The sequence below is a fragment of the Vibrio sp. 2033 genome (assembly GCF_033339735.1).
Genome location: NZ_JAWOVC010000005.1, coordinates 98,981 through 122,977 on the forward strand (window position 1 = coordinate 98,981; position 23,997 = coordinate 122,977).

The 23,997-nt window shown below is 44.1% G+C and carries 19 protein-coding genes, 1 tRNA gene and 1 pseudogene; 9 read left to right on the forward strand and 12 right to left on the reverse strand.

What is annotated here, in order from left to right:
• Positions 1–135 precede the first annotated feature (135 nt).
• Both R7P74_RS09365 and gap read right to left on the reverse strand, forming a co-directional pair.
• Positions 136–1,020: a D-hexose-6-phosphate mutarotase gene (locus R7P74_RS09365; RefSeq protein WP_033907352.1), complete on the reverse strand. Its 885-nt coding sequence runs from the start codon at positions 1,018–1,020 to the stop codon at positions 136–138.
• Positions 1,021–1,175: 155 nt separating this feature from the next.
• Entirely contained in the window at positions 1,176–2,171 is a 996-nt protein-coding gene (gap, locus tag R7P74_RS09370; RefSeq protein WP_005380697.1) for a type I glyceraldehyde-3-phosphate dehydrogenase, read from the reverse strand.
• A gap of 337 nt (positions 2,172–2,508) precedes the next feature.
• On the opposite strand from gap, the gene msrB reads away from it, so the two are divergent.
• Positions 2,509–2,916, forward strand: a complete 408-nt coding sequence (gene msrB, locus R7P74_RS09375; RefSeq protein ID WP_005380698.1) for a peptide-methionine (R)-S-oxide reductase MsrB — start codon at positions 2,509–2,511, stop codon at positions 2,914–2,916.
• Positions 2,917–3,033: 117 nt separating this feature from the next.
• Here the strand turns inward: msrB and R7P74_RS09380 are convergent, their stop codons facing one another.
• On the reverse strand, positions 3,034–3,855 hold the full coding sequence (locus R7P74_RS09380; protein WP_005384926.1) for a DUF2989 domain-containing protein: 822 nt from the start codon (positions 3,853–3,855) through the stop codon (positions 3,034–3,036).
• Between the two features lie 101 nt (positions 3,856–3,956).
• Between R7P74_RS09380 and R7P74_RS09385 the strand changes: the two genes are divergently transcribed.
• The gene (locus R7P74_RS09385; protein ID WP_005380700.1) at positions 3,957–4,241 is read left to right on the forward strand and encodes a YeaC family protein; all 285 of its coding nucleotides are present in this window, start codon (positions 3,957–3,959) and stop codon (positions 4,239–4,241) included.
• A 95-nt stretch (positions 4,242–4,336) separates the two neighbouring features.
• On the opposite strand, the gene ansA is transcribed toward R7P74_RS09385, so the two are convergent.
• Together ansA and sppA are read right to left on the reverse strand one after the other, a co-directional pair.
• A complete protein-coding gene (gene ansA, locus R7P74_RS09390) occupies positions 4,337–5,350 on the reverse strand; it encodes an asparaginase (protein ID WP_017635822.1) in 1,014 nt (337 codons plus the stop codon).
• 164 nt (positions 5,351–5,514) lie between these two features.
• Complete coding sequence (sppA, locus tag R7P74_RS09395; RefSeq protein WP_225473379.1) at positions 5,515–7,365, reverse strand: signal peptide peptidase SppA; 1,851 nt, start codon at positions 7,363–7,365, stop codon at positions 5,515–5,517.
• Positions 7,366–7,589: 224 nt separating this feature from the next.
• Between sppA and R7P74_RS09400 the strand changes: the two genes are divergently transcribed.
• On the forward strand, positions 7,590–9,602 hold the full coding sequence (locus R7P74_RS09400) for an NADPH-dependent 2,4-dienoyl-CoA reductase (protein ID WP_005380708.1): 2,013 nt from the start codon (positions 7,590–7,592) through the stop codon (positions 9,600–9,602).
• Between the two features lie 59 nt (positions 9,603–9,661).
• Here R7P74_RS09400 and R7P74_RS09405 read toward each other — a convergent pair whose 3' ends face one another.
• Positions 9,662–10,978 (reverse strand): MFS transporter, encoded by a 1,317-nt coding sequence (locus R7P74_RS09405; protein ID WP_025767195.1) that lies wholly within the window; start codon positions 10,976–10,978, stop codon positions 9,662–9,664.
• Between the two features lie 173 nt (positions 10,979–11,151).
• Here R7P74_RS09405 and R7P74_RS09410 point away from each other — a divergent pair, with 173 nt between their 5' ends.
• Both R7P74_RS09410 and R7P74_RS09415 read left to right on the forward strand, forming a co-directional pair.
• Positions 11,152–11,700, forward strand: a complete 549-nt coding sequence (locus R7P74_RS09410) for an NAD(P)H nitroreductase (RefSeq protein ID WP_225473377.1) — start codon at positions 11,152–11,154, stop codon at positions 11,698–11,700.
• Between the two features lie 103 nt (positions 11,701–11,803).
• Positions 11,804–13,768: pseudogene (locus R7P74_RS09415) on the forward strand (DNA topoisomerase III); the annotation flags it as partial.
• 47 nt (positions 13,769–13,815) lie between these two features.
• On the opposite strand, the gene R7P74_RS09420 reads toward R7P74_RS09415, so the two are convergent.
• Positions 13,816–14,022: a hypothetical protein gene (locus R7P74_RS09420; RefSeq protein ID WP_005380717.1), complete on the reverse strand. Its 207-nt coding sequence runs from the start codon at positions 14,020–14,022 to the stop codon at positions 13,816–13,818.
• Between the two features lie 183 nt (positions 14,023–14,205).
• Entirely contained in the window at positions 14,206–14,895 is a 690-nt protein-coding gene (locus R7P74_RS09425; RefSeq protein WP_017635826.1) for an SDR family oxidoreductase, read from the reverse strand.
• 271 nt (positions 14,896–15,166) lie between these two features.
• Here R7P74_RS09425 and R7P74_RS09430 point away from each other — a divergent pair, with 271 nt between their 5' ends.
• Entirely contained in the window at positions 15,167–16,090 is a 924-nt protein-coding gene (locus tag R7P74_RS09430; RefSeq protein ID WP_225473376.1) for a histone deacetylase family protein, read from the forward strand.
• A gap of 194 nt (positions 16,091–16,284) precedes the next feature.
• Here the strand turns inward: R7P74_RS09430 and R7P74_RS09435 are convergent.
• The 3 genes from R7P74_RS09435 to R7P74_RS09445 form a co-directional block, all read right to left on the reverse strand.
• Positions 16,285–16,375: transfer RNA gene (locus R7P74_RS09435), tRNA-Ser, on the reverse strand.
• Positions 16,376–16,529: 154 nt separating this feature from the next.
• Positions 16,530–18,338: a DUF3413 domain-containing protein gene (locus R7P74_RS09440; RefSeq protein WP_005380721.1), complete on the reverse strand. Its 1,809-nt coding sequence runs from the start codon at positions 18,336–18,338 to the stop codon at positions 16,530–16,532.
• 22 nt (positions 18,339–18,360) lie between these two features.
• Entirely contained in the window at positions 18,361–18,588 is a 228-nt protein-coding gene (locus tag R7P74_RS09445; protein ID WP_005380722.1) for a YejL family protein, read from the reverse strand.
• A gap of 85 nt (positions 18,589–18,673) precedes the next feature.
• Between R7P74_RS09445 and yejK the strand changes: the two genes are divergently transcribed.
• From yejK to R7P74_RS09460, 3 genes are all read left to right on the forward strand, one after another.
• Positions 18,674–19,672, forward strand: a complete 999-nt coding sequence (gene yejK, locus R7P74_RS09450) for a nucleoid-associated protein YejK (RefSeq protein ID WP_318122816.1) — start codon at positions 18,674–18,676, stop codon at positions 19,670–19,672.
• A gap of 81 nt (positions 19,673–19,753) precedes the next feature.
• Complete coding sequence (locus R7P74_RS09455; RefSeq protein ID WP_262634232.1) at positions 19,754–21,082, forward strand: Hpt domain-containing protein; 1,329 nt, start codon at positions 19,754–19,756, stop codon at positions 21,080–21,082.
• 104 nt (positions 21,083–21,186) lie between these two features.
• Positions 21,187–22,350, forward strand: coding sequence for a chemotaxis protein (locus tag R7P74_RS09460; protein WP_213969713.1), 1,164 nt, complete (start codon positions 21,187–21,189; stop codon positions 22,348–22,350).
• A gap of 90 nt (positions 22,351–22,440) precedes the next feature.
• Here R7P74_RS09460 and nhaC read toward each other — a convergent pair whose 3' ends face one another.
• Entirely contained in the window at positions 22,441–23,874 is a 1,434-nt protein-coding gene (gene nhaC / locus R7P74_RS09465; RefSeq protein WP_005380726.1) for a Na+/H+ antiporter NhaC, read from the reverse strand.
• Between the last annotated feature and the right edge of the window lie 123 nt (positions 23,875–23,997).

Genomic DNA, 23,997 nt, shown 5'->3' on the forward strand with positions numbered 1-23,997 from the left:
ATCAATTTTTTTGATATTTATTAATGAAACCGTCAAAAGTGACCAGTAACCAATAAGTTAGTAAAGATAGGACCATCTAAGCAGAGCTATTATTACAAAAAAAGCCGGGTATCCCCGGCCTTTACATGGTGATTCTTACTGCGCTGAAATGACAGTGACAAGTTCATGTGTCTCACCTGGTTGGAGCGTTTGACCTTGCTCAATACTTGGTGCATGAACAGCAGACTCCACACACAACATGGTTTGATAACCATCGTCAGCCATGTCACCCATGCTTTGCGCACCTTCTGCCCAAGGGTTCCATAATACTGCTGAGTTGTGGCCTTGGTTGTGTACGCTTAGCGTACGATCCAATACCGGGTCTTTTACCAAAATTTTCGCTTCTGGTTGCGTGTAAACGCGATCAATGGTGTCAGTTAGTTGTAGAACATTACCACCTTGGCATACCGCATCAGCTTTCAAGCTATCAATGTACTCGGCACCCATGCCTGTCGTTTGTGCTTGCTTAATGTCTCCAACGTTTAGGTAAGTATGTAATGCGCCAGAGAAGGTCCAAGCCTCGTCATCAATGTTCATGACTTTGAGCGTCACTTTTAGCTCATCGCCCACTTCAATCACCAAACGAGCGTCAAACATATGGGGCCAAATATCGTGGATTTCTTCTGTCGGGAACAGAGCAAGTTCAACAATCACACCGTTATGGTTCTCACGATGTTCAACCAACTCCCATTCTGCGGTGCGGGCAAAGCCGTGAGCTGGAGCAGCAATACGCCCAAACCAAGGCCAACAAACCGGAATACCACCGCGAAGAGCAGCTTTACCATCGAAGACAGCTTTTTCGCTCATCCAGATCAGATCTTCTTGACCTTCAGGCGTGAACGACACGACATGACCACCGTGTAGCGAGATGCCTGCCGTTGCTTTGTCATGAATCACGCGGACGATTTTTATCTGATCAACTTCAACGATAGTGACGTTATCAGATAGCACCGTTAGGGCTGGGAGAGTTTTTAAATCCATGTGTAGTTTCCTATCGCTGGGGAGAGCTTTTAGACGCGCTTCGCACATTAAATGCAACATCGAGCCTGCATTCTCTCAAATTCCAGATACAAAAAAGGCGACTCTAGAGCCGCCTTTTCTTTAACGAAGTTATTCGCTAATTGCTAACTTTCTAATTACTTAGAGATGTGAGCGATTAGGTCTAGAACTTTGTTTGAGTAACCGATTTCGTTGTCGTACCAAGATACAACTTTAACGAATTTGTCAGTTAGCGCGATACCAGCTTTAGCATCGAATACTGAAGTGCAAACTTCGCCGATGAAGTCTTGAGATACAACTGCATCTTCAGTGTAGCCTAGAACGCCTTTTAGTTCGCCTTCAGAAGCTTCTTTCATCGCTTTACAGATGTCTTCGTAAGAAGCACCGTTAACTAGGTTAACAGTTAGGTCAACTACAGAAACGTTAGCAGTTGGTACGCGGAAAGCCATACCTGTTAGTTTGCCGTTTACTTCTGGAAGTACAACGCCTACAGCTTTAGCGGCACCAGTTGAAGATGGGATGATGTTTTGAGAAGCACCACGACCACCGCGCCAGTCTTTAGCAGAAGGACCATCTACAGTTTTTTGAGTTGCTGTAGTTGCGTGAACTGTAGTCATAAGACCAGATTCGATACCGAACTTGTCGTTAAGAACTTTAGCGATAGGCGCTAGACAGTTAGTAGTACAAGAAGCGTTAGAAACGATGTCTTGACCAGCGTAAGTGTCGAAGTTTACGCCGTTAACGAACATTGGAGTAGCGTCTTTAGAAGGACCAGTTAGTACAACTTTTTTCGCGCCAGCAGTGATGTGCTTACGTGCAGTCTCGTCAGTTAGGAAAAGACCAGTTGCTTCAGCTACAACGTCAACACCGATTTCGTCCCATTTTAGGTCTTCAGGGTTGCGCTCTGCAGTAACACGTACAGTTTTACCGTTAACGATTAGGTTACCGCCTTCAACTTCAACAGTACCGTTGAAACGGCCGTGAGTTGAGTCATACTTAAGCATGTATGCCATGTAATCTACATCGATAAGGTCGTTAATACCTACTACTTCGATGTCGTTGCGCTCTTGCGCTGCACGGAATACGAAACGACCGATACGGCCAAAACCGTTAATACCTACTTTGATAGTCATTATAGTTGCTCCACAACTTAATTTCTGATTAAAGATAACTGGTAGTAAAATTACAGAATCCAGTAAACATCTGCAAGTGATAATCGGACTTAACTTGTTTAAAGTCAAAAAAAAGCGACGCTTTTTTTAACAATTCTTTGCAAATGTACGTTTTTTAAACTTTTCACTGATTCTTCTGTAGCCCAGTTGGCGTAATATAACTGGTGAGATAAGTGCTCTTATCAAATTAATTACGCATGGTGTCCTGGTGAGAAAGTATGTGCTACAACTGTTAAGAGAAGCAAGTTTTTTGCTAAAAAAGTCAATACCAAGAACAGTAAATAAGGAGCCGAAAGTCGTGGAACAAAGCGGGAAAAAAGTGACGAAGTCAGATGAACAGTGGCGTGAGCAACTGTCTGATGAAGAGTTCCGTGTTTGCCGAGAGCAAGGTACAGAGCCTCCTTTCAGCGGTAAGCTACTGCATAATAAGGAAACTGGTGTTTATGCTTGTACTTGTTGTAATGCCCCTCTCTTTGTCTCTGATAACAAGTATGACTCTGGCTGCGGATGGCCAAGTTTTGATGCGCCTATCAACGACCAAGCGGTGCGTTATTTAGAAGATCTAAGTCACGGAATGGTACGTACAGAGATTCGTTGTGCAACGTGTGATAGCCATCTAGGGCACGTTTTTGAAGATGGCCCACAGACCACAGGAGAGCGTTTTTGTGTTAATTCTGTGTCGTTAATTTTCAACAAATCAGAATAATAACGACAAAATTGTGCTCGAGATTGTTTTATCCTTTCAGGATGATTCATGCTCAACAGTGATCTGAGTGTCGCTCGACTTAAATAAAAACTCCCGCTCATTGCGGGAGTTTTTCGTTTATATCTCACTGGGTATCATTGCTGGGGAATAGATACCTTTCTCTATGGCTTTCGCCACCGATTCGGCTAATTCATCCAACTGCTTATATCGCTCTGGATGACTGAAATTGAACATACGTTGGAGCTGCTTTTCATCAGCAAGCGGTACGTCGAATCTCTTCGCGACCATTGCCCATAGATACGCTTGCTCTTTGTCTCCAAGCCCCTGATGAATACTTGCCATTGACTTGAGAATGACCGGATTGATGTTGTCTTCATCAGATAAAGACAACGCGTTATTAAGAAGCTCCAGGGTTTTCTTGGTATCTCGGTTGGTATAAAAAGTGGCTAATGCATATTGCATCTCAGCATTATTTAATTGGGGAGACCCTTCCATTTGTAAAAATGCGCGCCGAGCTTGAGTATCTCCCGTTTGAGACCATAAGAAATACAAAGTAGCCGGGTCTTCTGAGCCTTTTAACTCGTTTACGATGCGCTCTAGCTCATCAATACTGTGTACCAATGCATTAAAGCGTTGTCTTTTGAGAGCACTTTGATCAATAGGGGTGATCTGGGAGGCGAGTTCTAAGCATTTCCTATATTCAGCTACCAGACCGTATTCGATGATTTGGTTGGCCTCTGATGGGTTTTTCAATTGCTCAAACCGATGCCAAACCAAATTTGTTCTTGGAATTCGACATTGGCCGTCATCCATATTGAGCTGCTCGCAACGCAGCTCTGGTGTTTTTTGGCACAACTCTTCGGTTGTCACGTTACCTTCAAAACAGCCCGACAGCACAAAACATGCGAGGCTGAGAAGTAACCAGTTTGTTCTTTTCATGGCTTTGCTTGTGATCCGTTACACCAATTCATTTTCGTATTCTTGACTCAGTTTCTTAACCCGTTATGTTCTGTAAATAGAATGTAATAAGAAGGTACACTATGGACGCAGAACAACTATTACAAGCGATGACTCCAGAAGTTTATGATCGCTTAGTCTATGCAGTAGAAACGGGAAGATGGCCTGAGGGTACAACACTTTCTAAAGAGCAGCGAGATTCGTGTATGCAAGCTGTGATGTTGTATCAATCAAAACATAATACTGATGCGCAGCATATGACGGTTGCAGCCGGTGGTGAAATCAGTTTTAAATCAAAACAAGAGCTTAAAAAACAATTCAGCGGAGAAGAGAGCGATATTGTTCGTGTTAATCCGAACATTGATTAATCCTTACGCCTTATTTCTCAAAATTTTATTATTTTGATTTTGAAAGAAAAAAGCCCAAATTGTATTGGGCTTTTTAGATCGTAGAAAGCTTGAACTTACAGGCTCATTTCACCACGCAGTACTTGTTGCATTCTCTCTTTTACTTCTTCGTAAGAAAGGTTTTGGCTTAGAAGGTAGTGTAGTTTTGCCAGCGCCGCTTCGGGCGTCATGTCAAAGCCACTGATAACACCAGAGTCTGCGAGAGCACAACCTGTGGCATATCCGCCCATATTCACTTTACCTGCCAAACACTGAGTTAGGTTTACGACAATAACGCCGCGCTCAGAGGCTTCTTTCAGGTGACCAAGCAGCTCAGGGTTCTGAGGAGCATTACCGACACCAAAAGTCAGAAGAATCATCGCATTCACGGGCTGACGGAGCGTGTTGCGGATAACTTCGTGTGAAATACCAGGGTACATGGTGATCACACCGATTGGTTGTGGCGTGATGTTGTGAACCTTAAACTCACCTTCTGGTTGTGCACCAACGGTTACGCTGTTGCTAACTTGAATATTGATCCCAGCTTCCAATAGTGGAGGAAGGTTTGGTGAAGTAAAGGCATTAAAACCGTCTGCATGAGATTTTGTGCTGCGGTTACCACGCATCAATTGATTATTGAAGAACAAAGTTACTTCGTTGATCGGGTAGTTTGCCGCAATATGTAGCGCGTTTAATAGGTTTGCTTGGCCGTCAGAACGCAGCTCTGCGAGAGGGATTTGTGAACCCGTTACAATCACTGGCTTACCAAGGTTTTCAAGCATGAAAGACAATGCTGACGCTGTGTACGCCATGGTGTCAGTACCATGTAGGATAACGAAACCATCGTATTTGTCATAGTTGTCACGAATATCATTCGCAATCTGCTGCCAGTCAGCAGGTGTCATATCTGATGAGTCAATCAGAGGGTCGTATTCGTGGATGGTGTAATCCGGCATTTCAGGACGATGGAATTCGGGCATGCTTGCTAATTGCTTTTCCATAAAGCCAGCAACAGGCACATAGCCGTGGTCGGATTTTTGCATTCCGATGGTACCACCGGTGTAAGCGATGTAGATGTGTTTTCTAGTCATCGTTTTTTCTTTCGTGTAGGGGAACAGAGGCGGGGATTATATACCTAAATAACCTTGAGATGCGAGGCTATACGCACAGTATCAGAAAGTCATCTGAGGAGATGCAAAGCCTAATAAAAAGGGCACTTCAAGTAGAAGTGCCCTTTGTAATATTGATGGAAAAACTACTGCACTTGGCAGTTCAAACAAAATGCGTATTGACCTTTAGGATCGTTGAAGCTTTGGAGCAAGCTTGCGTCTTGTTCGAATTGTTGAGCTACGGGTTGAAGACTTTTTGGTAGCAAGCTTGTTGCATCAATACCTAGAGAGACTTTCACCTGTTTCATAAACTCTTGTAGAAATAGTTCAGTAGGTGAAAGAGGCTCTTCTACCAAGTAAATGCCGTAATCGGTTACGTTCGCTAGTTTCGCCGCTAGCTCTACAGCATCATCAAAGTCACCCATTTGATCGACAAGACCAAAGGATAGTGCATCTTGGCCAGTCCAAACTCGACCTTGAGCAACTTTGTCAACTTCCTCTAGAGACATATCGCGATTCTCGCCAACTAGAGAAATAAAGCGCTTGTAACCGTGTTCGATACCTAATTGGAACACTTGAGACGCGCCCTCAGAAAGGCCAGTGGTAATACCGTCACCTGAGAACGGCGATGTGCCAACGCCATCAGTATTAATACCTAACTTGCTAAAGCCTTTTTCAAACGTGGTGATGACACTAAATATACCAATGGAGCCCGTCAGGGTTGTTGGCTGAGCAACGATTTTGTCTGCGCTCATTGAAATCCAATAACCACCAGAAGCGGCCAAACTCGACATGGATACAACAACCGGCTTACCTGCTTGCTTCAGAGCTTCTACTTCGTTACGAATCACTTCAGAAGCAAAGGCACTGCCTCCTGGACTATCTACTCGTAATACGACCGCTTTCACTTTTTCATCATTGCGTGCTTGACGCAGCAAGCTTGCGACTGTGTCACCACCAACAGTTCCGCGAGGTTGTTGACCGTCCATAATCGCGCCACTTGCTAGAACAACGGCGATGTCGTGCTGAGGTAGTGTGTAATCGGGACGAATCGTTGCAAGGTAGTCGTAGTAACCAATCGCGTTGTAGCTGTCTTTGCCGTCGCTACCAAACTGTTTTGCGAATAGAGTGCGAATGTCTTGGCGTGTAGCAAGTTCATCCACTAGCCCCAATTTGACTGCGAGCTGAGCAATATCGCCATTTACAGACTTCATCTCGTTAATCAGTTCATCCATGGTTGGATTAAGCACTTTCGCATCAATGTTTCGGTTTGTTGTTACGTCATCAACAAAAGCACTCCACAATTGAGTAACCCAGCGTGTTGCTGACTCTTTCGCCGCATCGGACATGTCATCACGAATAAAAGGTTCGATAGCGGATTTATAAGTACCTACGCGAAAAACATGAGTAGAAACGTCAAGCTTTTCAAGTAACGTTTTGTAGTACATTGAGTAAGCGCTGTAACCTTTAATCAATACACCACCATCAGGTGCCAGATAAACTTTGTCAGCGTAACTTGCCAAGTAATATTGGCTTTGGTTGTAGAAATCACCTACGGCGTAAACGGGTTTGCCTGACGCTTTAAATTCGTTCAACGCTTTCGCGATGTAACGTAGTTTCGTGAGATTTGTTTCTGGCATGTCTCGCAGTGCTAGCACTAATCCAGACACTTTAGGATCGTCTTTCGCGTAGCGAATGGTATCAACGATATCGAAAAGGACGTTTTCTTTCGGTAACTCATTACCCAAAAGGGAACCAGCAAAAGAGTCCATTGGGTTTACATAACGTCTTTGTTCGACAATTGGGCCTGAAAGGTTCATCACCAATGCCGATTCTTTTTCGACGACAGGTTGACCGTCTCCGGTATAAGTAAAGGCAAAGTAGAAAACGGCAATCATCAGCAAGAAAATTAGGTTTGCCAGTGCGAGTCTGATGAAAGTGATACTTTTCCATATCCCTTTAAATATCAAACCAATAAATTTGAAGAGTTTTTTCATCTTGTCTCCATAACGAGATAGTTACGCCGAGTCTAACAAAGTATGGGTTCTTATCTCTAAGATCTCAAAAGATAACATTTTTTTAGCTTATCACGACCACTCAACAATTGGCATATTTTCACACGAGATTGATCGGTGTTACAAAAATGTAAACGCTTGTTTGATTTTTTGGTTGAGCAGGCTTAATCTGGTCAGACCATGATAATAACAATGGATGTTAAGTGATGTCTGCCATGTACCCAAACCTATTAAAGCCACTGGATCTCGGTTTCACACAATTACGAAACCGAGTTCTGATGGGATCAATGCACACGGGCTTAGAAGAGCACAAAGAAGGATTACAGAAGCTCGCTGCTTTTTATGAAGAACGCGCGAAAGGCGGTGTCGGACTGATTGTAACCGGAGGTTTTTCTCCTAACTTACGCGGTCGTTTACACCCGTTGAGTGCTGAATTCAGCAAGCCAAAACATGCTAAAGCCCATAAAGTTGTGACAGAAGCGGTGCACAAGCACGGTGGTAAAATTGCGTTGCAAATTCTCCATGCTGGGCGTTATGCAATGCATCCATTCTCGCAAAGTGCATCTGGCATTAAAGCGCCAATTGCAAAGTTTGCTCCGAGTGAAATGAGCGACCGCCAGATAAAGAAAACCATCGACGCGTTTGCTAATAGTGCGGAGTTAGCACAGCTTGCTGGTTATGATGGCGTCGAGTTAATGGGCTCGGAAGGTTACTTGATAAACCAATTCTTATGTAAACGTACTAATATGCGTTACGACGAATGGGGTGGCAGCTATAAAAAACGTATGCGTTTTCCGCTAGAAATTGTTAAAGCGGTACGCAAGGCGGTGGGTGACAAGTTCATCATCATCTTCCGTCTTTCTATGCTGGATCTTGTCGAGCAGGGCAGCACTTTTGAAGACGTTATCGAATTGGCGAAAGCACTTGAAGAGGCTGGCGTCACGATTATTAATACGGGTATCGGTTGGCATGAGGCTCGAATTCCGACCATTGCGACTCAAGTACCACGTGGTGCGTTTACATGGGTTACGGAAAAAGTTAAACCTCACGTTTCGGTTCCTATTATCACTTGCAACCGTATAAATACGCCAGATGAAGCAGAACGCATTTTATCTTCAGGTCATGCCGACATGGTTTCGATGGCGCGCCCATTCTTGGCCGATCCTTACTTTGTTGCTAAAGCCGAACAGGAAAAAGCGCAGCTTATTAATACGTGTATTGGTTGTAATCAGGCGTGTCTAGATAACGTGTTTAAAGGTAAGCGCGCCAGTTGCTTAGTGAACCCTCTAGCGTGCTATGAAACCGAAATTGTTGTTGAACCAGCCTTTAAGAAGAAAAACATTGCAGTTGTTGGTGCTGGCCCTGCGGGCTTGGCTTGTGCGACCACACTGGCTGAACGTGGCCATAAGGTTGATTTGTTCGAAAAGAACGACCGCATCGGTGGTCAGTTCCGTCTTGCGATGCAGATCCCTGGTAAGGAAGAGTTTCGAGAGACGATACGATATTTCGCTAACCGTATTGATGAAACAGGCGTGAATCTGCACTTATCGACGGAAGCGAACTATGACTTACTCACAGAATATGATGAGATAGTGATGGCATCGGGTGTTGAGCCACGTAAAGTCAATATTGATGGAATTGATAACCCAGAGAAAGTCGTCGACTATCAAACTCTCATTCGAGACAAAACGCCAGTCGGTGAGAAAGTGGCTATCGTAGGTGCTGGTGGCATTGGCGTAGATGTCGCGACCATGCTCACAGAGCCAGTTGGACAAACGTTGGATGACTGGTTGCATGAATGGGGAATCGACAAGGAGATGTCTCAGCCGGGCGGTTTATACCCTTACCCTGATGCGGTCAGCGATAAAGAAGTCTGGGTACTTCAGCGTCGTAAAGGTCGTGTAGGTAAAGGTCCGGGTAAAACGACAGGTTGGATCCATAAACGTACCCTTGAAAAACGGGGCGTACATTTAGTCGGCGGCGTGTCTTACGATAAAATTGATGATCAAGGTTTGCACATTCATGTAGACGGAAGCGCGCAGGTTCTTAATGCAGACAAAGTTATCATTTGTGCTGGGCAAGAGTCTGTACGTCCGTTTGAAGATAAATGGTCTGAACTTGGAGAGAAGATTCATATCATTGGCGGAGCTGACCATGCGGGTGAACTTGATGCTGTGCGTGCGATTCGTCAAGGTGTTAAATTGGCGGTAAAACTCTAGCCTTTTAATGTGTGTTTACCATAAAAGCTGCGCTTTGAGCGCAGCTTTTTTGTATAGAACTAGTCACTGATATCTGGCAGTTGTTTGGCCATTACCACGCCAGCAAAAGTAATAAAAGAGAACACTAACACCACAGCTGAAAGGCTCAAGAAGTTCGACATAACACCAAGAGAGCTCATTAGAAGCAGCATTATCCCAACCACTGTGTTACTCACGGCTACATAGCTCGTCCGTTTGTCACCTTCTGCGATATCAACTAAATAGGTTTTTCGTCCGACTCGTATTCCGTCGTGGGCAATACAAACACAAAAGTAAAGCAGAGGAATCACGAATAGGAAGCTTTGGCTAGCGGTGACCCATGTATCGTAAACAAATAACACAACACCAAGTAGCGCGCTCATCATTGCGCCTATGACCATCACACTGCGGCTAGAGCGATCTGACATTCTTCCCCAGAAAGGACCTGACACAAAGGAGGCTAAGCCACTCGCAAACATAAAGAGAGCTAGCACCCAGAGCTGTCCACCCAGAGATTGCTGTGCCAGCACAACGTAGTACGGTGCACTCAGCGCAGAACATAAAAATAGTGTCCGCGTGATAACGAATCGACGAAAGGTCACGTCTGTCTTAAGTAACGCGAGTTGTTTAAATGCTTCGAGGACGCCATTTCGACCACCGTCTACCTCACCGGCATACTCATTAATTCGCGCATAGACGAATGCCGCGATGAGCCATATGACGCCCGCTAAGCCTAAACTCAGACCGTAAAAGCGCTCTGTCGGCTCTACGTCCCATAACCAGGCTAGTGCCAGAAGGCTAGCGAAAAGCAGCGTAACTAGGCCAGCAGCGCTTGAAGACCAGCCGTTGACTTGACCTCGTTGGTTTTTAGGGATGGTTTTGCCCAATACATCTTTTGATGCGACGGAATTTAAACCGCGTGAGAGGCTGAAGATCACAAGACATGCAATCACACCATAACCCGCAGCTGCTCCTGTTAGAGTTAATGCGACCAATCCGATTGCAAATATGGAAAGAGCCTGCAAGATGCTGCCAATTACCCAGACCCATTTTCTTACTGGAATGCGTCGGATGTAGTGCGCGATGCTAAGTTGTGGGATAAGGGATCCTGACTCACGAATAGGAACCAGCCAACCAATTAAGTAAACCGGAGCCCCGAGACTTTGTAGTATCCACGGCAACGTGACTTTAGGGTTGATTAACGCATCGCCGACCTTCGTTAAAAACTGAGCGAGAATGATTTTAAGAAAGTTGCCGGGAACTTGATGACAAGCTGATTCAGGAATCGCCTTACAGGCACGGGCATCTTCGTCATTAACGATCTTTTCGTAAATGCTGTTTTGTTTGTCCTTGTTCATCAACCTGCCTATGTTCAACTTATTCATTTCGCGAATAAATTAACATTAAACCCAGATTGATGTTAAGTGAAGCACGTTATCAAGCCCACAGAAAACCGGTTGTTATTCGCAGGAGCAGATTGTGCTAAAGTGGCGTAAACAAAATAACAACGATATTCAATAAGGATTCTTTCATGGACGCTCTCGATCTTTTGCTCAATCGCCGATCTATCGCGAAGTTATCCGTGCCTGCTCCAGAAGGTAAAGCACTTGAGAACATCATTCGTGCTGGCCTTCGTGCGCCTGACCATGCGGGATTAACCCCTTGGCGTTTCGTTATCGCACAGGGCGATGGTTTGAAAAAACTGTCAGATATATTGGTAAAAGCGGCAGAAGCTGAAAATAGTGATGAAGCGGTGGTCGAAAAGGTAAAGAATGCCCCATTTCGCGCACCAATGGTGATCACGGTGATTGCTAAAGTAACAGAACATGAGAAAGTACCAGCACTAGAGCAACACTTATCTGCGGGATGCGCTGTACAAGCGATGCAAATGGCAGCCGTAGCGCAAGGCTTTCAAGGGTTTTGGCGCTCAGGTAAGTGGATGTTCCATCCAGAAGTTCATCAAGCATTTGGTTTAGAGGGTGACGATGAGATTGTTGGTTTCTTGTACTTAGGCACGCCTGGTTGTACACCGATGAAAGTTCCTGAGCGTGACCTTTCTCAGTTTGTTGAATTCCTATAACTGAAAACTTAAATAAATTGACTGTTTATTTATACAGTTTTTCTTGATTTATTAGGGCTACATTCGATAATGTGGCCCTAATTATATTTATTTCCAAAACGTTATGTCTCGTCTGTTTATTGCTGAAAAACCAAGTTTAGGCCGTGCGATTGCCGCTGCACTGCCAAACCCTCAAAAGAAAGATCAAGGATTCATCCGCTGTGGGAACGGGGATATCGTTACTTGGTGTATCGGCCACTTACTCGAACAAGTCGAACCCGACGCTTACGATGAGCGTTATAAAAAGTGGAATATGGCAGATTTACCAATTGTTCCGCAGCAATGGCAGCTCAGACCGAGGAAAAGTGCAAGTAAGCAATTAACCGTGATTCGTAAATTGCTCAAAGAAGCTAATGAAGTCATTCATGCAGGAGACCCAGATCGAGAGGGTCAGCTGTTAGTTGATGAAGTTCTCGACTATTGCAAGTTATCTAAAACCAAGAAGGAATCCACACAGCGTTTGCTGATTTCCGACTTGAACTTACCTGCGGTTAAACGTGCTCTCAGTTCTATGCGCAGTAATCGCGAGTTTATCCCACTTTCAGTTTCAGCATTGGCCCGCTCTCGGGCTGATTGGCTGTATGGTATGAACATGTCTCGTGCTTATACCTTGCTTGGTCAAAAAGCAGGGTATCAAGGTGTTCTCTCGGTAGGGCGAGTGCAAACGCCAGTTCTTGGCTTAGTGGTGCGTCGTGATGAAGAAATCGAAAACTTTGTCCCGAAGGACTATTTTACCCTACATGCTCTGATCCCATATCAAGATGCCAATGGTACTTTTGATATTCGTGCTCGTTGGAAGCCAAGTGAGGCATGCAAGCCTTGGCAGGACGAAGAAGGTCGAGTGTTAAACCGTAAGTTGGTGGAAAATGTTGCAAACCGTATTGCAAATCAACCCGCAAAAGTGACAGAGTCGGAACAAAAGCAAACCAAGCAATCAGCACCATTACCCTATTCGTTATCTGCTTTACAGATCGATGCCGCGAAGCGCTATGGTATGAGTGCGCAACAAGTACTAGATACTTGTCAGGCATTGTATGAAAAGCACAAGCTGATCACTTACCCGCGTTCAGATTGTCGCTATTTACCAATGGAACACTACTCACAAGCAGGGACGGTGACAACTGCTATTGCGAATAACGCAAAAGAGTTGCAAGTTGCCGTTCAGGGAGCAGACTTAACATTAAAGTCCAAAGCCTGGAACGATAAAAAAGTGGATGCGCACCATGCGATTATCCCTACACCGAAGCAAGCTAATGTGAATGCGCTTTCCGGCAATGAGATGAAAGTGTATCAATTGATTGCGCGCCAGTACCTCATGCAGTTCTATCCGGCGGCGGTTTACGCAGAAGCGAAATTGGTTTTCGATATCGCTGGTGGTACGTTTGTCGCGAAAGGTCGTCAGTTAGTTTCGCCGGGTTGGAAAGCGCTAATGGGCAAAACTGACAAGGAAGATGAAGGTATTGATGCCGTGCCACCGCTACCCGAAGGCACCGTGTTAACTTGTCGTGAAGGGGAAATAAAAGACCGAAAAACCGAGCCACCAAAGCATTTTACCGAGGCATCGCTGTTGCAAGCGATGACCGGGATCGCCCGTTATGTTGCGGATAAAGAACTGAAAAAAATCCTTCGTGACACTGATGGGCTAGGCACGGAAGCGACTCGCGCTGGTATTTTGGACACGCTGTTCAAACGCCAACTGCTTACGCGTCAAGGTAAGTCAATTCTCAGTTCTCCTGCGGGAAGAGGTCTCATTCATGCCTTGCCAGAAGATTCAACATACCCTGATATGACGGCTCATTGGGAGCACCAGTTACAAGGTATGGCAGAGAGAAATCAAGCATATCAGCCGTTCATGCAAGCACTGGAACAACGCATTGATAGCTTGATGGCACAAGTAAAAGCAGGCCCTATCCCTGATTCATTACGTCATCTACCCAAGGTGGAACGTCCTGCGTTTAAACGTAAAAAGCGCAGTTATTCAAAGAATGGTGGCGCGACTAAATCTCGTGCAACCAAAGGTAAGCAGGCATATGACAAGCGCGGTGTAATTAAACACCGCGCATGCTTGAAAATAGATTACTCGAACAGGTCACCGTGGTTTTGGATCGCGCCTCTTACTTCACCTTGAGTTAACACGCGTTTGTCCAGTACCTCTTTCACCTGGTTGCCCAAGTCAACTAATGTATCTCGATTCGCTTGAGTTTGGCGTTTACCAGCACTTCTCAAGCAGTAATTTAGTTCGTGCTCTTCGCTAAAATTAACCAAATCCCTATCTGCTGCCATCGTGCTTTCTCCTTATTTGTTCTACTTTTTCCTAAGTCTGGATTGGATGTAGATAAATTCAAGTTAGATTGCGTGAATTATGCTGGTGGATCACTGATGAACATTATGTTTGCCAACCAAGTCACGATTATGAAGCCTGGCTTTGATGGTATTTGGTTTAGTGATGGTTGTGTCTTAATGCTGCTACCAAGGTAACTCAGTACCATCGTAGTTAATAAATCGACCTGAAAGCTGCGGTGTGCTCAGCTCTATCACGTTCGCTAGGCCTTGCGCGGAGGTTTGCGTATCTATCAAAGCATTTGGCCCACCCATCGCCGTTTTTACCCAACCAGGGTGAAGCGCTAAAACGGTAAATCCTTCAGGTGTTAAATCATTACTTAAGCTTTTCACAACCGAGTTAAGCGCCGCTTTCGATGAGCGATAAATATAACCGCCACCGGACGTATTTTCGGTCATGCTCCCCACTTTTGATGAGATACAAGCAATCTTTTTTATCTTGCCTTGTTGTAAGCGAGGGTAACAGTGCTCAACCAGTTTTAACGGTGCAATGGTGTTTACTTCGAAGGCTTTACGCCATTCTTCTACGTCAGTGTTTCCAAAGCCATATCCCTTGGGGCCGTAATATCCTGCATTATTGATGAGTAAGTCGATGGCAGGGAGTTTATCGGCAAGCTTAGCGACTTGTTCGTAGTGAGTGACATCCAGTTCGTGCAAAACCAGATTACTGAATTGTGAGGCTAGAGTTTGTAGTTCTGAACTGTTCTCTAAGGAACGGCTAGTAGCATGTACTTGGTGGCCTTGCTTCAGGTACAGCTCAGTTAAGCTAAGGCCAATGCCGCGATTTGCTCCGGTAATAAAGACGGTTTGACTCATACAAACACCTATGTTTTTTTGATTTCAGTTGAAAGTCATTGTGTTAGCTAAGCACCATAAAATCAACCAACCACCACGCACCAACAACAAGAGATGAAAATAGGGACAGAGCACAAAGAGAGCCAAACAGTGCGCCGAGAATAGCAAAGAAAGTAGAATTCATATGTATATTAAATTTAATTGATATTGAAAATCATTATCAATTAAATTGCGTTTTATTCAACCCTTGAAGTTGATACTATTTCGTTACCATTGTTATTAAGAATTTCTCATGCTGCCATTTATCTACCACCCGATTTATTCTCAACTTGAGTTGCCAGAGGGGCATCGTTACCCAATTATGAAATACCAGTACCTCTATGAATCGGTATTGGTGCATATAGAGAAAGATAACTGGAAAGAGCACGCGCAGTTTTTCCAGCCCGAAGCATTAACTGTTGGGGAAGTAAAACGTGTTCATGACGAGGAATACGTCGAGCTACTTGTTAGTGGAAACATGCCAGCTGCGAAGATGCGCCGAATAGGTTTTCCTTGGAGTGAGTCTCTCATTACCAGAACGCTAACTTCAGCAGCGGGCACGGCTCTGACCGCAAAAAAGGCACTTGAGTACGGTGTGGCCATTCATTTGAGTGGTGGGTATCATCACGCACACAAAGGGTTTGGCAGTGGTTTTTGTTTATTTAATGACTTAGTGATCGCGGCTAGGCAAGCACTCGAAGTTGAGCATGTCGATAAAGTATTGATCATTGACAGTGATGTTCATCATGGGGATGGAACAGCAACTTTATGTGACGATGAGCCAGATATCATCACGCTTTCTTTCCACTGTGATAAAAACTTCCCAGCGAGGAAGCCTCAGTCTGACCTCGATGTGCCTTTGGTGCGAGGAACAGGTGATGAGGATTTTTTAATGGCGTTTAAAGAAGTGGTCGATATGGCACTTAATCTTCATCGCCCTGATTTAGTTATCTACGATGCTGGTGTCGATATACATCAAGACGATGAGCTTGGATATTTTGATGTGTCGACTCAAGGGATTTTAGAACGTGATAGATTTTTAATGCAAACAGTGAAATCTCGAGGTATCCCTGTCGCAGCTGTCGTTGGAGGTGGATATCGAACGAATCATGCTGACCTCGTCCCAATCCATTTGCAGCTTATCAATGCCGCTAAAGAAGTCTTTATTGATGAGTAGATACAACTAGATGTAAATATCAAATTGATTCAACACTGGAACGAACGAAAAGGGCATTAATTTTTTGTGGGTTCTTTCGGAGTGTGGCGGAGTGCTTAGTTGCGTTCAAGAAGTGGTAAGTGATTTGTACAAATCTTTTTAAGTCTGGAGATGCGAAAAAGCCCGCTAATTTCTTAGCGGGCTTTTTCTAAAAGTGGCGGAGAGATAGGGATTTGAACCCTAGATACGCTATTAACGTATGCCGGTTTTCAAGACCGGTGCTTTCAACCACTCAGCCATCTCTCCGTTGTTGAGGCGCATAATATAAGGCTTTGAAAATGTTGTAAACCCCTAGTTGAACTGATTGGATGTTTACTGCGCAAATTTGTGGTTTGTGTTGTTTAAATAAACAAAAACTCCCCAAAAAGGGGAGTTTGAATAGTATATGGATTGCTAGGTATTAATCGTTTTTAGAATAAAAACGCTGTAACTCAGTTAAACCTTGCATCAAAACTGGCAACTTCGGTGCATCATCTCTAAGTCGTTTGTAGTTTTTGTCATACAGCTTGTAGTTGCCAAACTTATCGATCACTGTGGTTTGCGAGCTAGTAATTAAGGCAAGCTCGCGAGTATCGCCCGCCAAGATCCAGCGACGACGACTTTCATCGAATAGGTTGCGACCACTACTGTAATCATATGGGTTGGAAGATACGCCGAGCATATCTTGCAACAGTGTAACTGAGAGGTCCAAGTGACTTGTGCTGTGATTAAATTCGCCAGCTAGCATTCCAGGCCAATGGATCACCATCGGAACTTGTAATTGATAACGGCTGTAGTTGCTGTTTGCTCCCCAGCTGTTCGTGTTGGTTTCGTTAAATTCACTACCGTGATTAGAAGTGATGATTACGATGGTGTTTGTCAGTTGTCCCGTCGTTTCTAGTTCATCAATAATACCTGCGATAGTTCTATCCGCCGACTTCACTGCATATTCATAAGCTTTTTTGAATCGCTCACTTGCGGGCATTTCTTCGTCATTATTTGAAGGAATCGATTCAAAATTATCAACGGTGGTGACTTCGATGTAACTAAACCATGGCTGACTTGCTTTCTCTGCTAACCATGTATTCCAGTTTGCGATAGATTGTTTATCGGTATGAGCTTGCGTGCCATCTAGGTCTTCCGCTAAGTTCAAGTCGCGGAAAATAATTTCTGAGTAGAGATCATCTTCAAACCCACTGCCACTGAATAAACCAAAGTTGTAGCCCTGATCTTTCAGTACATCGAGCAATACTGGGGAAGCACCTTGCGCCTTGATGCTTGATGCATAACTGGTCGGTAAGCCATAGAACAAACCAAAGGCCCCGTATGTATCATTACTTGAGCTGTAATGATTACGGAAGTTCTGATTGTTTTCAGCAAACTCATAGAGGTTAGGCATCTCTTCTTGGTTCAGCGCATCCGCTCGTAAATTGTTTATGCTGATCATCAACACATTGAGCTTATTAACTCGGCGGTTAAACTCAAGCTTTTCAAGAGGGTAGTTGACTAACTCTACGTTGCCTTCGTTTTCTGCTAAACGTTTTAGGTATTCCTCACGGTCAAGTAGACCATGTTTTTCCATAAAACTCTTCGCTGTCATCGGGTAAGACAACGGGAAGTTTGAACGCTGGCTAGTAATTGGGTTGTAAAAATACGCATCTGCCCAAATGTAAACCAAATGGCTGGTCATAAAGCTGAGGAAAAAGACGGCCGCGAGAGGGCGTCCTACGTGCTTATGAGATAGTTTGCGCTGTTTTCGCCATACCCATTCGGATAGTGCGAGTTGAATAAGGAAGATCAGCGGCATCACAACAAATAAATGTTGTAGGTCAGTGCTGAGTGCACTTTTGTCTTCGCTGAATAGTAACTCCCAGACAACGGGAGTTAAGTGCAAATTGATCGACTGATACGCTTGGGTATCAATTAATAATATGGTTTGCCCAACGGTTGCGAAAATCACTGCCACCAAACGGAACAACTTCCGCGATGGCAGGATAAACGTCAACGGGAATAGAACAAGCAAGTAAAGTGCGAAAACTAGAAAGCCAAAGTGACCAACCCAAGAAACCGCCAGATAAAACTGACCAAGTAACGTCTCGGGCCAAGGAGACTGAACAATGTAGCGTGTGCCTATCAACATCGATGCAACGATATTGAAGAATGCAAACCAGTGACCCCAACCAACTAGTCGAGATACACGTTCGCCGTATGAGTTTCCGCTGTCTACCATGTATGTGTTCTATTGTCCGTGATTAGTGTGTTTTTGGTGTTTCTAAAGAAGACATTAGCGCCTGAGCAAATTTTTCAGCAATCGCTTTGCGTTGTGAAGCAGCAACACGTTGATTTAAGACATTGGTTGCGATATTTCCGGCAATCATTAGCGTCAACTCAGGAGAAGCAGCATGTTTTTCAAGAACTGTTGCTACTTCAGCAAGAATTTTTTCTACTTGCTCGTCAGTATATTTAGATGTAATCGGCATAAAGACTCTAATAATGATAGTAAAAGCGGCTTATGATAACCTACAATGCCCATCAACTAAAACCTTGTAGCAAGATAAAATCACTATGAGTCTTCATCTTTCAAACGTTATTCTGCATCAACTGTGCAAAAACGATCAGGACGAGCTGGTTGTAAACTTTCGTCCAGCATCATTAGAGAACGATGCATCTACAGAAAACTTAGTCGCTGAGCTTCACCGAGTATTCCATTCTAAAGCTGGTAAAGGTTTTGGCGCTTTCCAGTCAGACAGCGAATTTCAATTTTGGCTTCAAGAAATGCGCAAAGGAGAGCGAGATTTTTACGACTTCTCACAAATTAGTGCAAATCGCTTGAAAGAAGAGTTGATTAAGTACCCATTTGCGGATGAAGGTATCTTGGTTTTCGCTGAGTATCAGAGTTTAGCAACGGACTACTTGTTCATCGGTATCTTACCAATGAATCAGAGTTTAAAAGTGACCAAAGGTTTGGACATCAGTGCGACAGATTACTTAGATATCACCAAAATGGATATTGCCGCACGCATCGACCTGTCGAGCTACGAGACCGACAAGGAATCCAATCGTTATCTGCAATACATTAAAGGACGCGTTGGCCGTAAAGTGGCGGACTTCTTCCTAGATTTTCTGCAAGCGGATATTGGCTTAGATACTAAACAACAAAACTTAGTGTTGATGCAGGCGGTGGATGATTTTTGTGCTGACTCGAAGCTAGAAAAGCAAGAAGTGAACGAGTACAAGAAACAAGTTTACGACTACTGCAATGAGCAAATTAAATCCGGTGATGAAGTTCAAATCTCAGAGCTTTCTGGAGAACTTCCTCCAAGCCAAGATGGCACAAGCTTTATGGATTTTACCAAAGAGCAAGGGTACGAACTTGAAGAGTCTTTCCCAGGTGATCGTGCGACGGTTCGCAAACTGACTAAATTTGTTGGAGCTGGTGGTGGTTTGAATATTAGCTTCGATAGTCTCTTACTTGGCGAGCGTATTTTTTATGATCCAGAGACGGATACCTTAACGATTAAAGGGACGCCTCCAAATCTAAAAGATCAGTTAAGTCGCAATTAAAATCATATCGTTAAATAAAGAGAGCAAACGGCTCTCTTTTTTATGTGAATAAGAAACATCCATAGTATATGCTTGTAATTAATGGAGATATGCGAGGGGCAAGTGTTGCTGAAGCTAAAAGAAGGAATACGGCGGTTTGTTTGGTTCTGGTTCGTTTTGTGGTGTGTTTTAGCACTTGGCATTTGGCTGCAAGCCAAACAAACGATTCAAACGATTTCGACTGTAAATGAGTTAGGAAGTAAAGTTGAAGAAGTCAGGCACTTTTTTAACTTCGATCTGCCTTACCGTGTTAAACACGTCGACCAAATTTCACTGAAACTTCAGTTGGCTTATGCAGTTCGCTTACAGCTTGAAAGTGAGTTTTCTGAAGGGAAAATCACACCAGACATCACTCAATTGCTTTATACGACCGACCGATTTTTAGAAAGTGCTCGAGCTTTTGTAAGAAGTGACAGTGAATTGGTTTCGTTAGCAGAACAGTTACGAAGCAGCCGTGCTCGAACAGAAAACTCTGAGCAAATTCAGGCAATGTACTATCGCTTAGGTGCGCTTGTTTTTGAGTCTGTCTTTAGTGACTCTGCAACGAATAGCGATACTTACCGTGACTTAGACCGACTTTTTATTGAATCAGAGACGCTCTCTCCCGAAGAGCGAAGTGCTCTTCAGCGCCAGCTTGCTCAAACCTCAAGCGCACTATCTGCTCAGGCACAGGGCAGTTATTTATCCAATCAACTGCTTAATCCAGATTTCCCGAACCAGTTAACTTCGATAAATGATCAGTTGGAACAGAAGCTAATGACTTTTATTGTTTGGTTGTCTGTAATCAGTGGTTTGCTCCTTTTCCTCATTTCATGGGGAGCCTTCTCCCCAAAAACGAGTCAACCGATACCACTACCCAGAACCGATGATAAAAAGTCAGAGCAAGTTGGCGATGATGAAAATGGAGCTAACACTGTTCCCTCAGCTCAGTCAGAAAATTTTCAAAACGTCCAAATGAACGAAAAAAGCTGTAATGAGGTGAATTCATCACAAGTGGAAGTAGTGGAACGTGAGCCGTACATAGATATCAATAAAATGTTAGATTCTCTGTCTGGTGACGAGGGCGCTGTGCGGATGTTACTGGAGGTCTTTATTCAGGATCACTCTGGCGATGGCACTAAAATGTATCAGCTGTTAGAAGAGGATAAAGAGCAAGCGCAAAGAGCCGCACACAGTCTTAAAGGGGTCTCAGGGAGTTTAGGTGCAATGCCATTGCACTGTATTTCGGGTGATATTGAACTGTTGATTAAACAAGGGCAAAAAGTGCCGGAAGAGAAGTTGGCATGTTTAGATGATGTCCTAAAACAAACCATACTTTTTGCTAATAATGTTCTCAATAGTAAAAAGATAACAGAAGCGCTAACAGATTGATATTGCTCTGACTTAATGTCATAAGAGTTGAGGTAATAAAGGCTCGAACTATATGACTTAGTTCGCTTTATTCCTGTTCTATACAATTTGTTAAAGGTGTTTTCATGTCCGTTCGCCGAATGTCTTCAATGATGTTGATAGGGCTGGTTATGATGCTTTCAGGGTGCTCCCTGCTCGAAGTCAAGATCGAGAGTCAAACCGTCCCTCTTACCAAACAAGAGCTCAATATGCGTCTTTTGACTCGTGAGTATGCGCAGCAGTTTTTTGCTCAGGTTGAGCAAGCAGCAGACGCACTACACGAACAATATGAGCCTCATGATAAAGTTCATCAATCTTATATTTTACTTTGGAAGATAAATGCTGAAGAAGGCATCCAAGCTTCTGCATACCAAGTGTCCCCAATGGCTGCACTGATTGATACATGGACTTTCACGCTACAAATGGAACAGTTTTTTACTACCGCTTCTGGTAATGAGCTCTTTGCGTCTGATGAGGCCAAGTTAGTTTCCGTTTATTTAGCGAAAGAGGTAGATAAACTGGCTCAATCTTTATTGAAGAAAGAAGCATACATCAAGACACAAACGTTTGTTGCAGAGTTCGCCAAGCAGCATCCATTCGCTGATTTAAGCATGATTAGGACTCCGGCTTACCGTGGGTGGTTAGATGCAAACCAAATTAGCGAAGAGGAAGCCGTTAAAACGCTAGGCACGATGCCAGAAGCACTTGGGGATGTCTCTGATCGTCTAAGTCTGGTATCAGAACAGACACCAAAAATTATGACGTGGAAAGCGCAGTTGTTGGCCTTGAATAGCTCTGCCAGTATCGAAAAAGTCAATGCGGCGCTCAATAGTTTGCAAGTTACCGCTGATTCGATGAGGGATTTTATCGATAACAACCCAGAGTACATGCGTTATTTGGCAGAACAAATGGCGCTGGAGTTACAACCTTTGGTTGACGATATCGATCAAAGGACGGAGGCGCGTTTATCTCAGTTGGGTGAAGAACGCCAAGCTATAGAGCTGATGGTTGCCAGAGAACGTCAAGAAATCGCACAGATCATTACCCATGAGCGCGAGAAGTTTGCTCAAGATATGGATCGAGTGTCGCAAGAGGTTGTGAATCTCGCAATGACTAAGCTGATTGAACTTGTCAAAAGTACCATCATCTACTTTATTCTGTTCATTGCCGTTATATTCTTTGCACCGCTTGGCTTGGGCTATTGGTTTGGGAAGCGTGCAGCCGTAAAAACGCCAGTAAAACAAAGCTAACGATTTGCTTTGGAAATAAAAAAAGAGCGCTTTAAAGCGCTCTTTTTTAGTATTGAATTCGGAAGGGAGGTTCTTCCTATCTCTACGAAGTTAAGCGGTTTGCTGCTTCAATTCGCCTTCAGCTTCTTCAACTGCTTCTGCTGTTGGTTCGCACTTATCAACAAACCAACCCATGTAAGAAGTGAAGATCGTTACGATGATACATACAAAACTCAGCCACATGAACGGGGCATAAGACAGTGTAGCAACACCCAAAATGCTGGCCATGTAGATACCGTTGTCACTCCAAGGGACCATACCTGAGGTTAGCGTGCCGCCAAATTCTGCGTTACGAGACAAATTCTTACGTTTGTAGCCTAGACGGTCATAGTTCTTCGCACAGATTTTTGGGGTCAGAATAAGTGAAACGTACATCGCTGAACCAAATACGTTGCCCATAAAGGCCGTACCAATTGTGCTTGTTGCCAATGAACCTGCACTTTGAACGCGTTTTTCAAACAGCTTCGCGATAGTCTCTAGCACGCCTACTTTATCTAGTAGACCGCCAAAACCAAGGCCGAATACGATAACCGCTACCGACCCAAGCATTGAAGACATGCCGCCACGGTTAAGGATTGAGTCAATGAAATCTACGCCAGATGAGATTGCAAACGGAGCCCAAGCCGTGTTGAACGCGGTTAGGAAATCGACATCTTGGATCATCACTGCCCAAATAATACCTAGCAGAGAACCAAAACTGATCACTGGGAATGAAGGCATACGCATCGCTAGAAGTGACAATACGATGATCACAGGAACAAATGAGTAAGGGGTGATGTAGAACTGCTGTTCCATCGCTTTAATGACAGAGTCTACCTGGCTCATGTCAACTTGACCTGCGTAGTGGAAGCCAAATGCAGTAAACATAATGCCTGTAATAATGTAGCTAATGAGTGCTATCGGCAACATGCCTTTAATATGTTCCATCACTTCAACGTTAGACATAGATGAAGCAAGGATTACTGAATCCGATAGAGGCGACATTTTGTCACCAAAGTAACAGCCTGAAAGTACGGCACCTGCAGTGATTGGCGCAGGAACACCAAGACCTTGACCGATACCCATCATTGCAATACCTGCCGTGCCAGCCGCACCCCAAGATGTGCCAGTCGCTAGCGCAGTCAATGAACAGATGATCATGGTCGCGAGCAAAAAGATGGAAGGGTGGATTGCTTTAAGGCCGTAGTAAATAATGGTTGGAACAATACCACCAGAGATCCAAGTACCTACAAGCGCGCCAACGGCCAAAAGGATTAAAACGGCTCCAAGTCCATTGGAAATGCCATTTAGTGCTGCTTTTTCCAGATCTTTATACTGATGGCCAAGCTTTATGCCCAATATCATGACAATGAACCAACCGATGTATAGCGCTAGCTGAATCGGTAGGTCTAGCTTGGCTGTGAACGAAAATGCCAGCAGGAGAAATAAACCGAGCGAGATAAATACCTGTATCAAGCTTGGTAGGCGTGGTGTAACTTGCTTCATATGTGCCTCTGTCAATCTTGGAGCAATAGAGGAAGGCGCTCCTTGTTGTAATCGCGCATAACATACATTAACAAAAATTATATTTCGAACATTTGGTGTTTTATCTTGATGTTCGTCGGTAAA

Excerpts from the sequence above, each read along its gene's own strand:
- R7P74_RS09365 (WP_033907352.1), bottom strand. The coding sequence starts at position 1,020 with ATGGATTTAAAAACTCTCCCAGCCCTAACGGTGCTATCTGATAACGTC.
- gap (WP_005380697.1), bottom strand. The coding sequence starts at position 2,171 with ATGACTATCAAAGTAGGTATTAACGGTTTTGGCCGTATCGGTCGTTTC.
- R7P74_RS09380 (WP_005384926.1), bottom strand. The coding sequence starts at position 3,855 with ATGAAAAGAACAAACTGGTTACTTCTCAGCCTCGCATGTTTTGTGCTG.
- R7P74_RS09385 (WP_005380700.1), top strand. The coding sequence starts at position 3,957 with ATGGACGCAGAACAACTATTACAAGCGATGACTCCAGAAGTTTATGAT.
- ansA (WP_017635822.1), bottom strand. The coding sequence starts at position 5,350 with ATGACTAGAAAACACATCTACATCGCTTACACCGGTGGTACCATCGGA.
- sppA (WP_225473379.1), bottom strand. The coding sequence starts at position 7,365 with ATGAAAAAACTCTTCAAATTTATTGGTTTGATATTTAAAGGGATATGG.
- R7P74_RS09400 (WP_005380708.1), top strand. The coding sequence starts at position 7,590 with ATGTCTGCCATGTACCCAAACCTATTAAAGCCACTGGATCTCGGTTTC.
- R7P74_RS09405 (WP_025767195.1), bottom strand. The coding sequence starts at position 10,978 with ATGAACAAGGACAAACAAAACAGCATTTACGAAAAGATCGTTAATGAC.
- R7P74_RS09410 (WP_225473377.1), top strand. The coding sequence starts at position 11,152 with ATGGACGCTCTCGATCTTTTGCTCAATCGCCGATCTATCGCGAAGTTA.
- R7P74_RS09420 (WP_005380717.1), bottom strand. The coding sequence starts at position 14,022 with ATGGCAGCAGATAGGGATTTGGTTAATTTTAGCGAAGAGCACGAACTA.
- R7P74_RS09425 (WP_017635826.1), bottom strand. The coding sequence starts at position 14,895 with ATGAGTCAAACCGTCTTTATTACCGGAGCAAATCGCGGCATTGGCCTT.
- R7P74_RS09430 (WP_225473376.1), top strand. The coding sequence starts at position 15,167 with ATGCTGCCATTTATCTACCACCCGATTTATTCTCAACTTGAGTTGCCA.
- R7P74_RS09440 (WP_005380721.1), bottom strand. The coding sequence starts at position 18,338 with ATGGTAGACAGCGGAAACTCATACGGCGAACGTGTATCTCGACTAGTT.
- R7P74_RS09445 (WP_005380722.1), bottom strand. The coding sequence starts at position 18,588 with ATGCCGATTACATCTAAATATACTGACGAGCAAGTAGAAAAAATTCTT.
- yejK (WP_318122816.1), top strand. The coding sequence starts at position 18,674 with ATGAGTCTTCATCTTTCAAACGTTATTCTGCATCAACTGTGCAAAAAC.
- R7P74_RS09455 (WP_262634232.1), top strand. The coding sequence starts at position 19,754 with ATGGAGATATGCGAGGGGCAAGTGTTGCTGAAGCTAAAAGAAGGAATA.
- R7P74_RS09460 (WP_213969713.1), top strand. The coding sequence starts at position 21,187 with ATGTCCGTTCGCCGAATGTCTTCAATGATGTTGATAGGGCTGGTTATG.
- nhaC (WP_005380726.1), bottom strand. The coding sequence starts at position 23,874 with ATGAAGCAAGTTACACCACGCCTACCAAGCTTGATACAGGTATTTATC.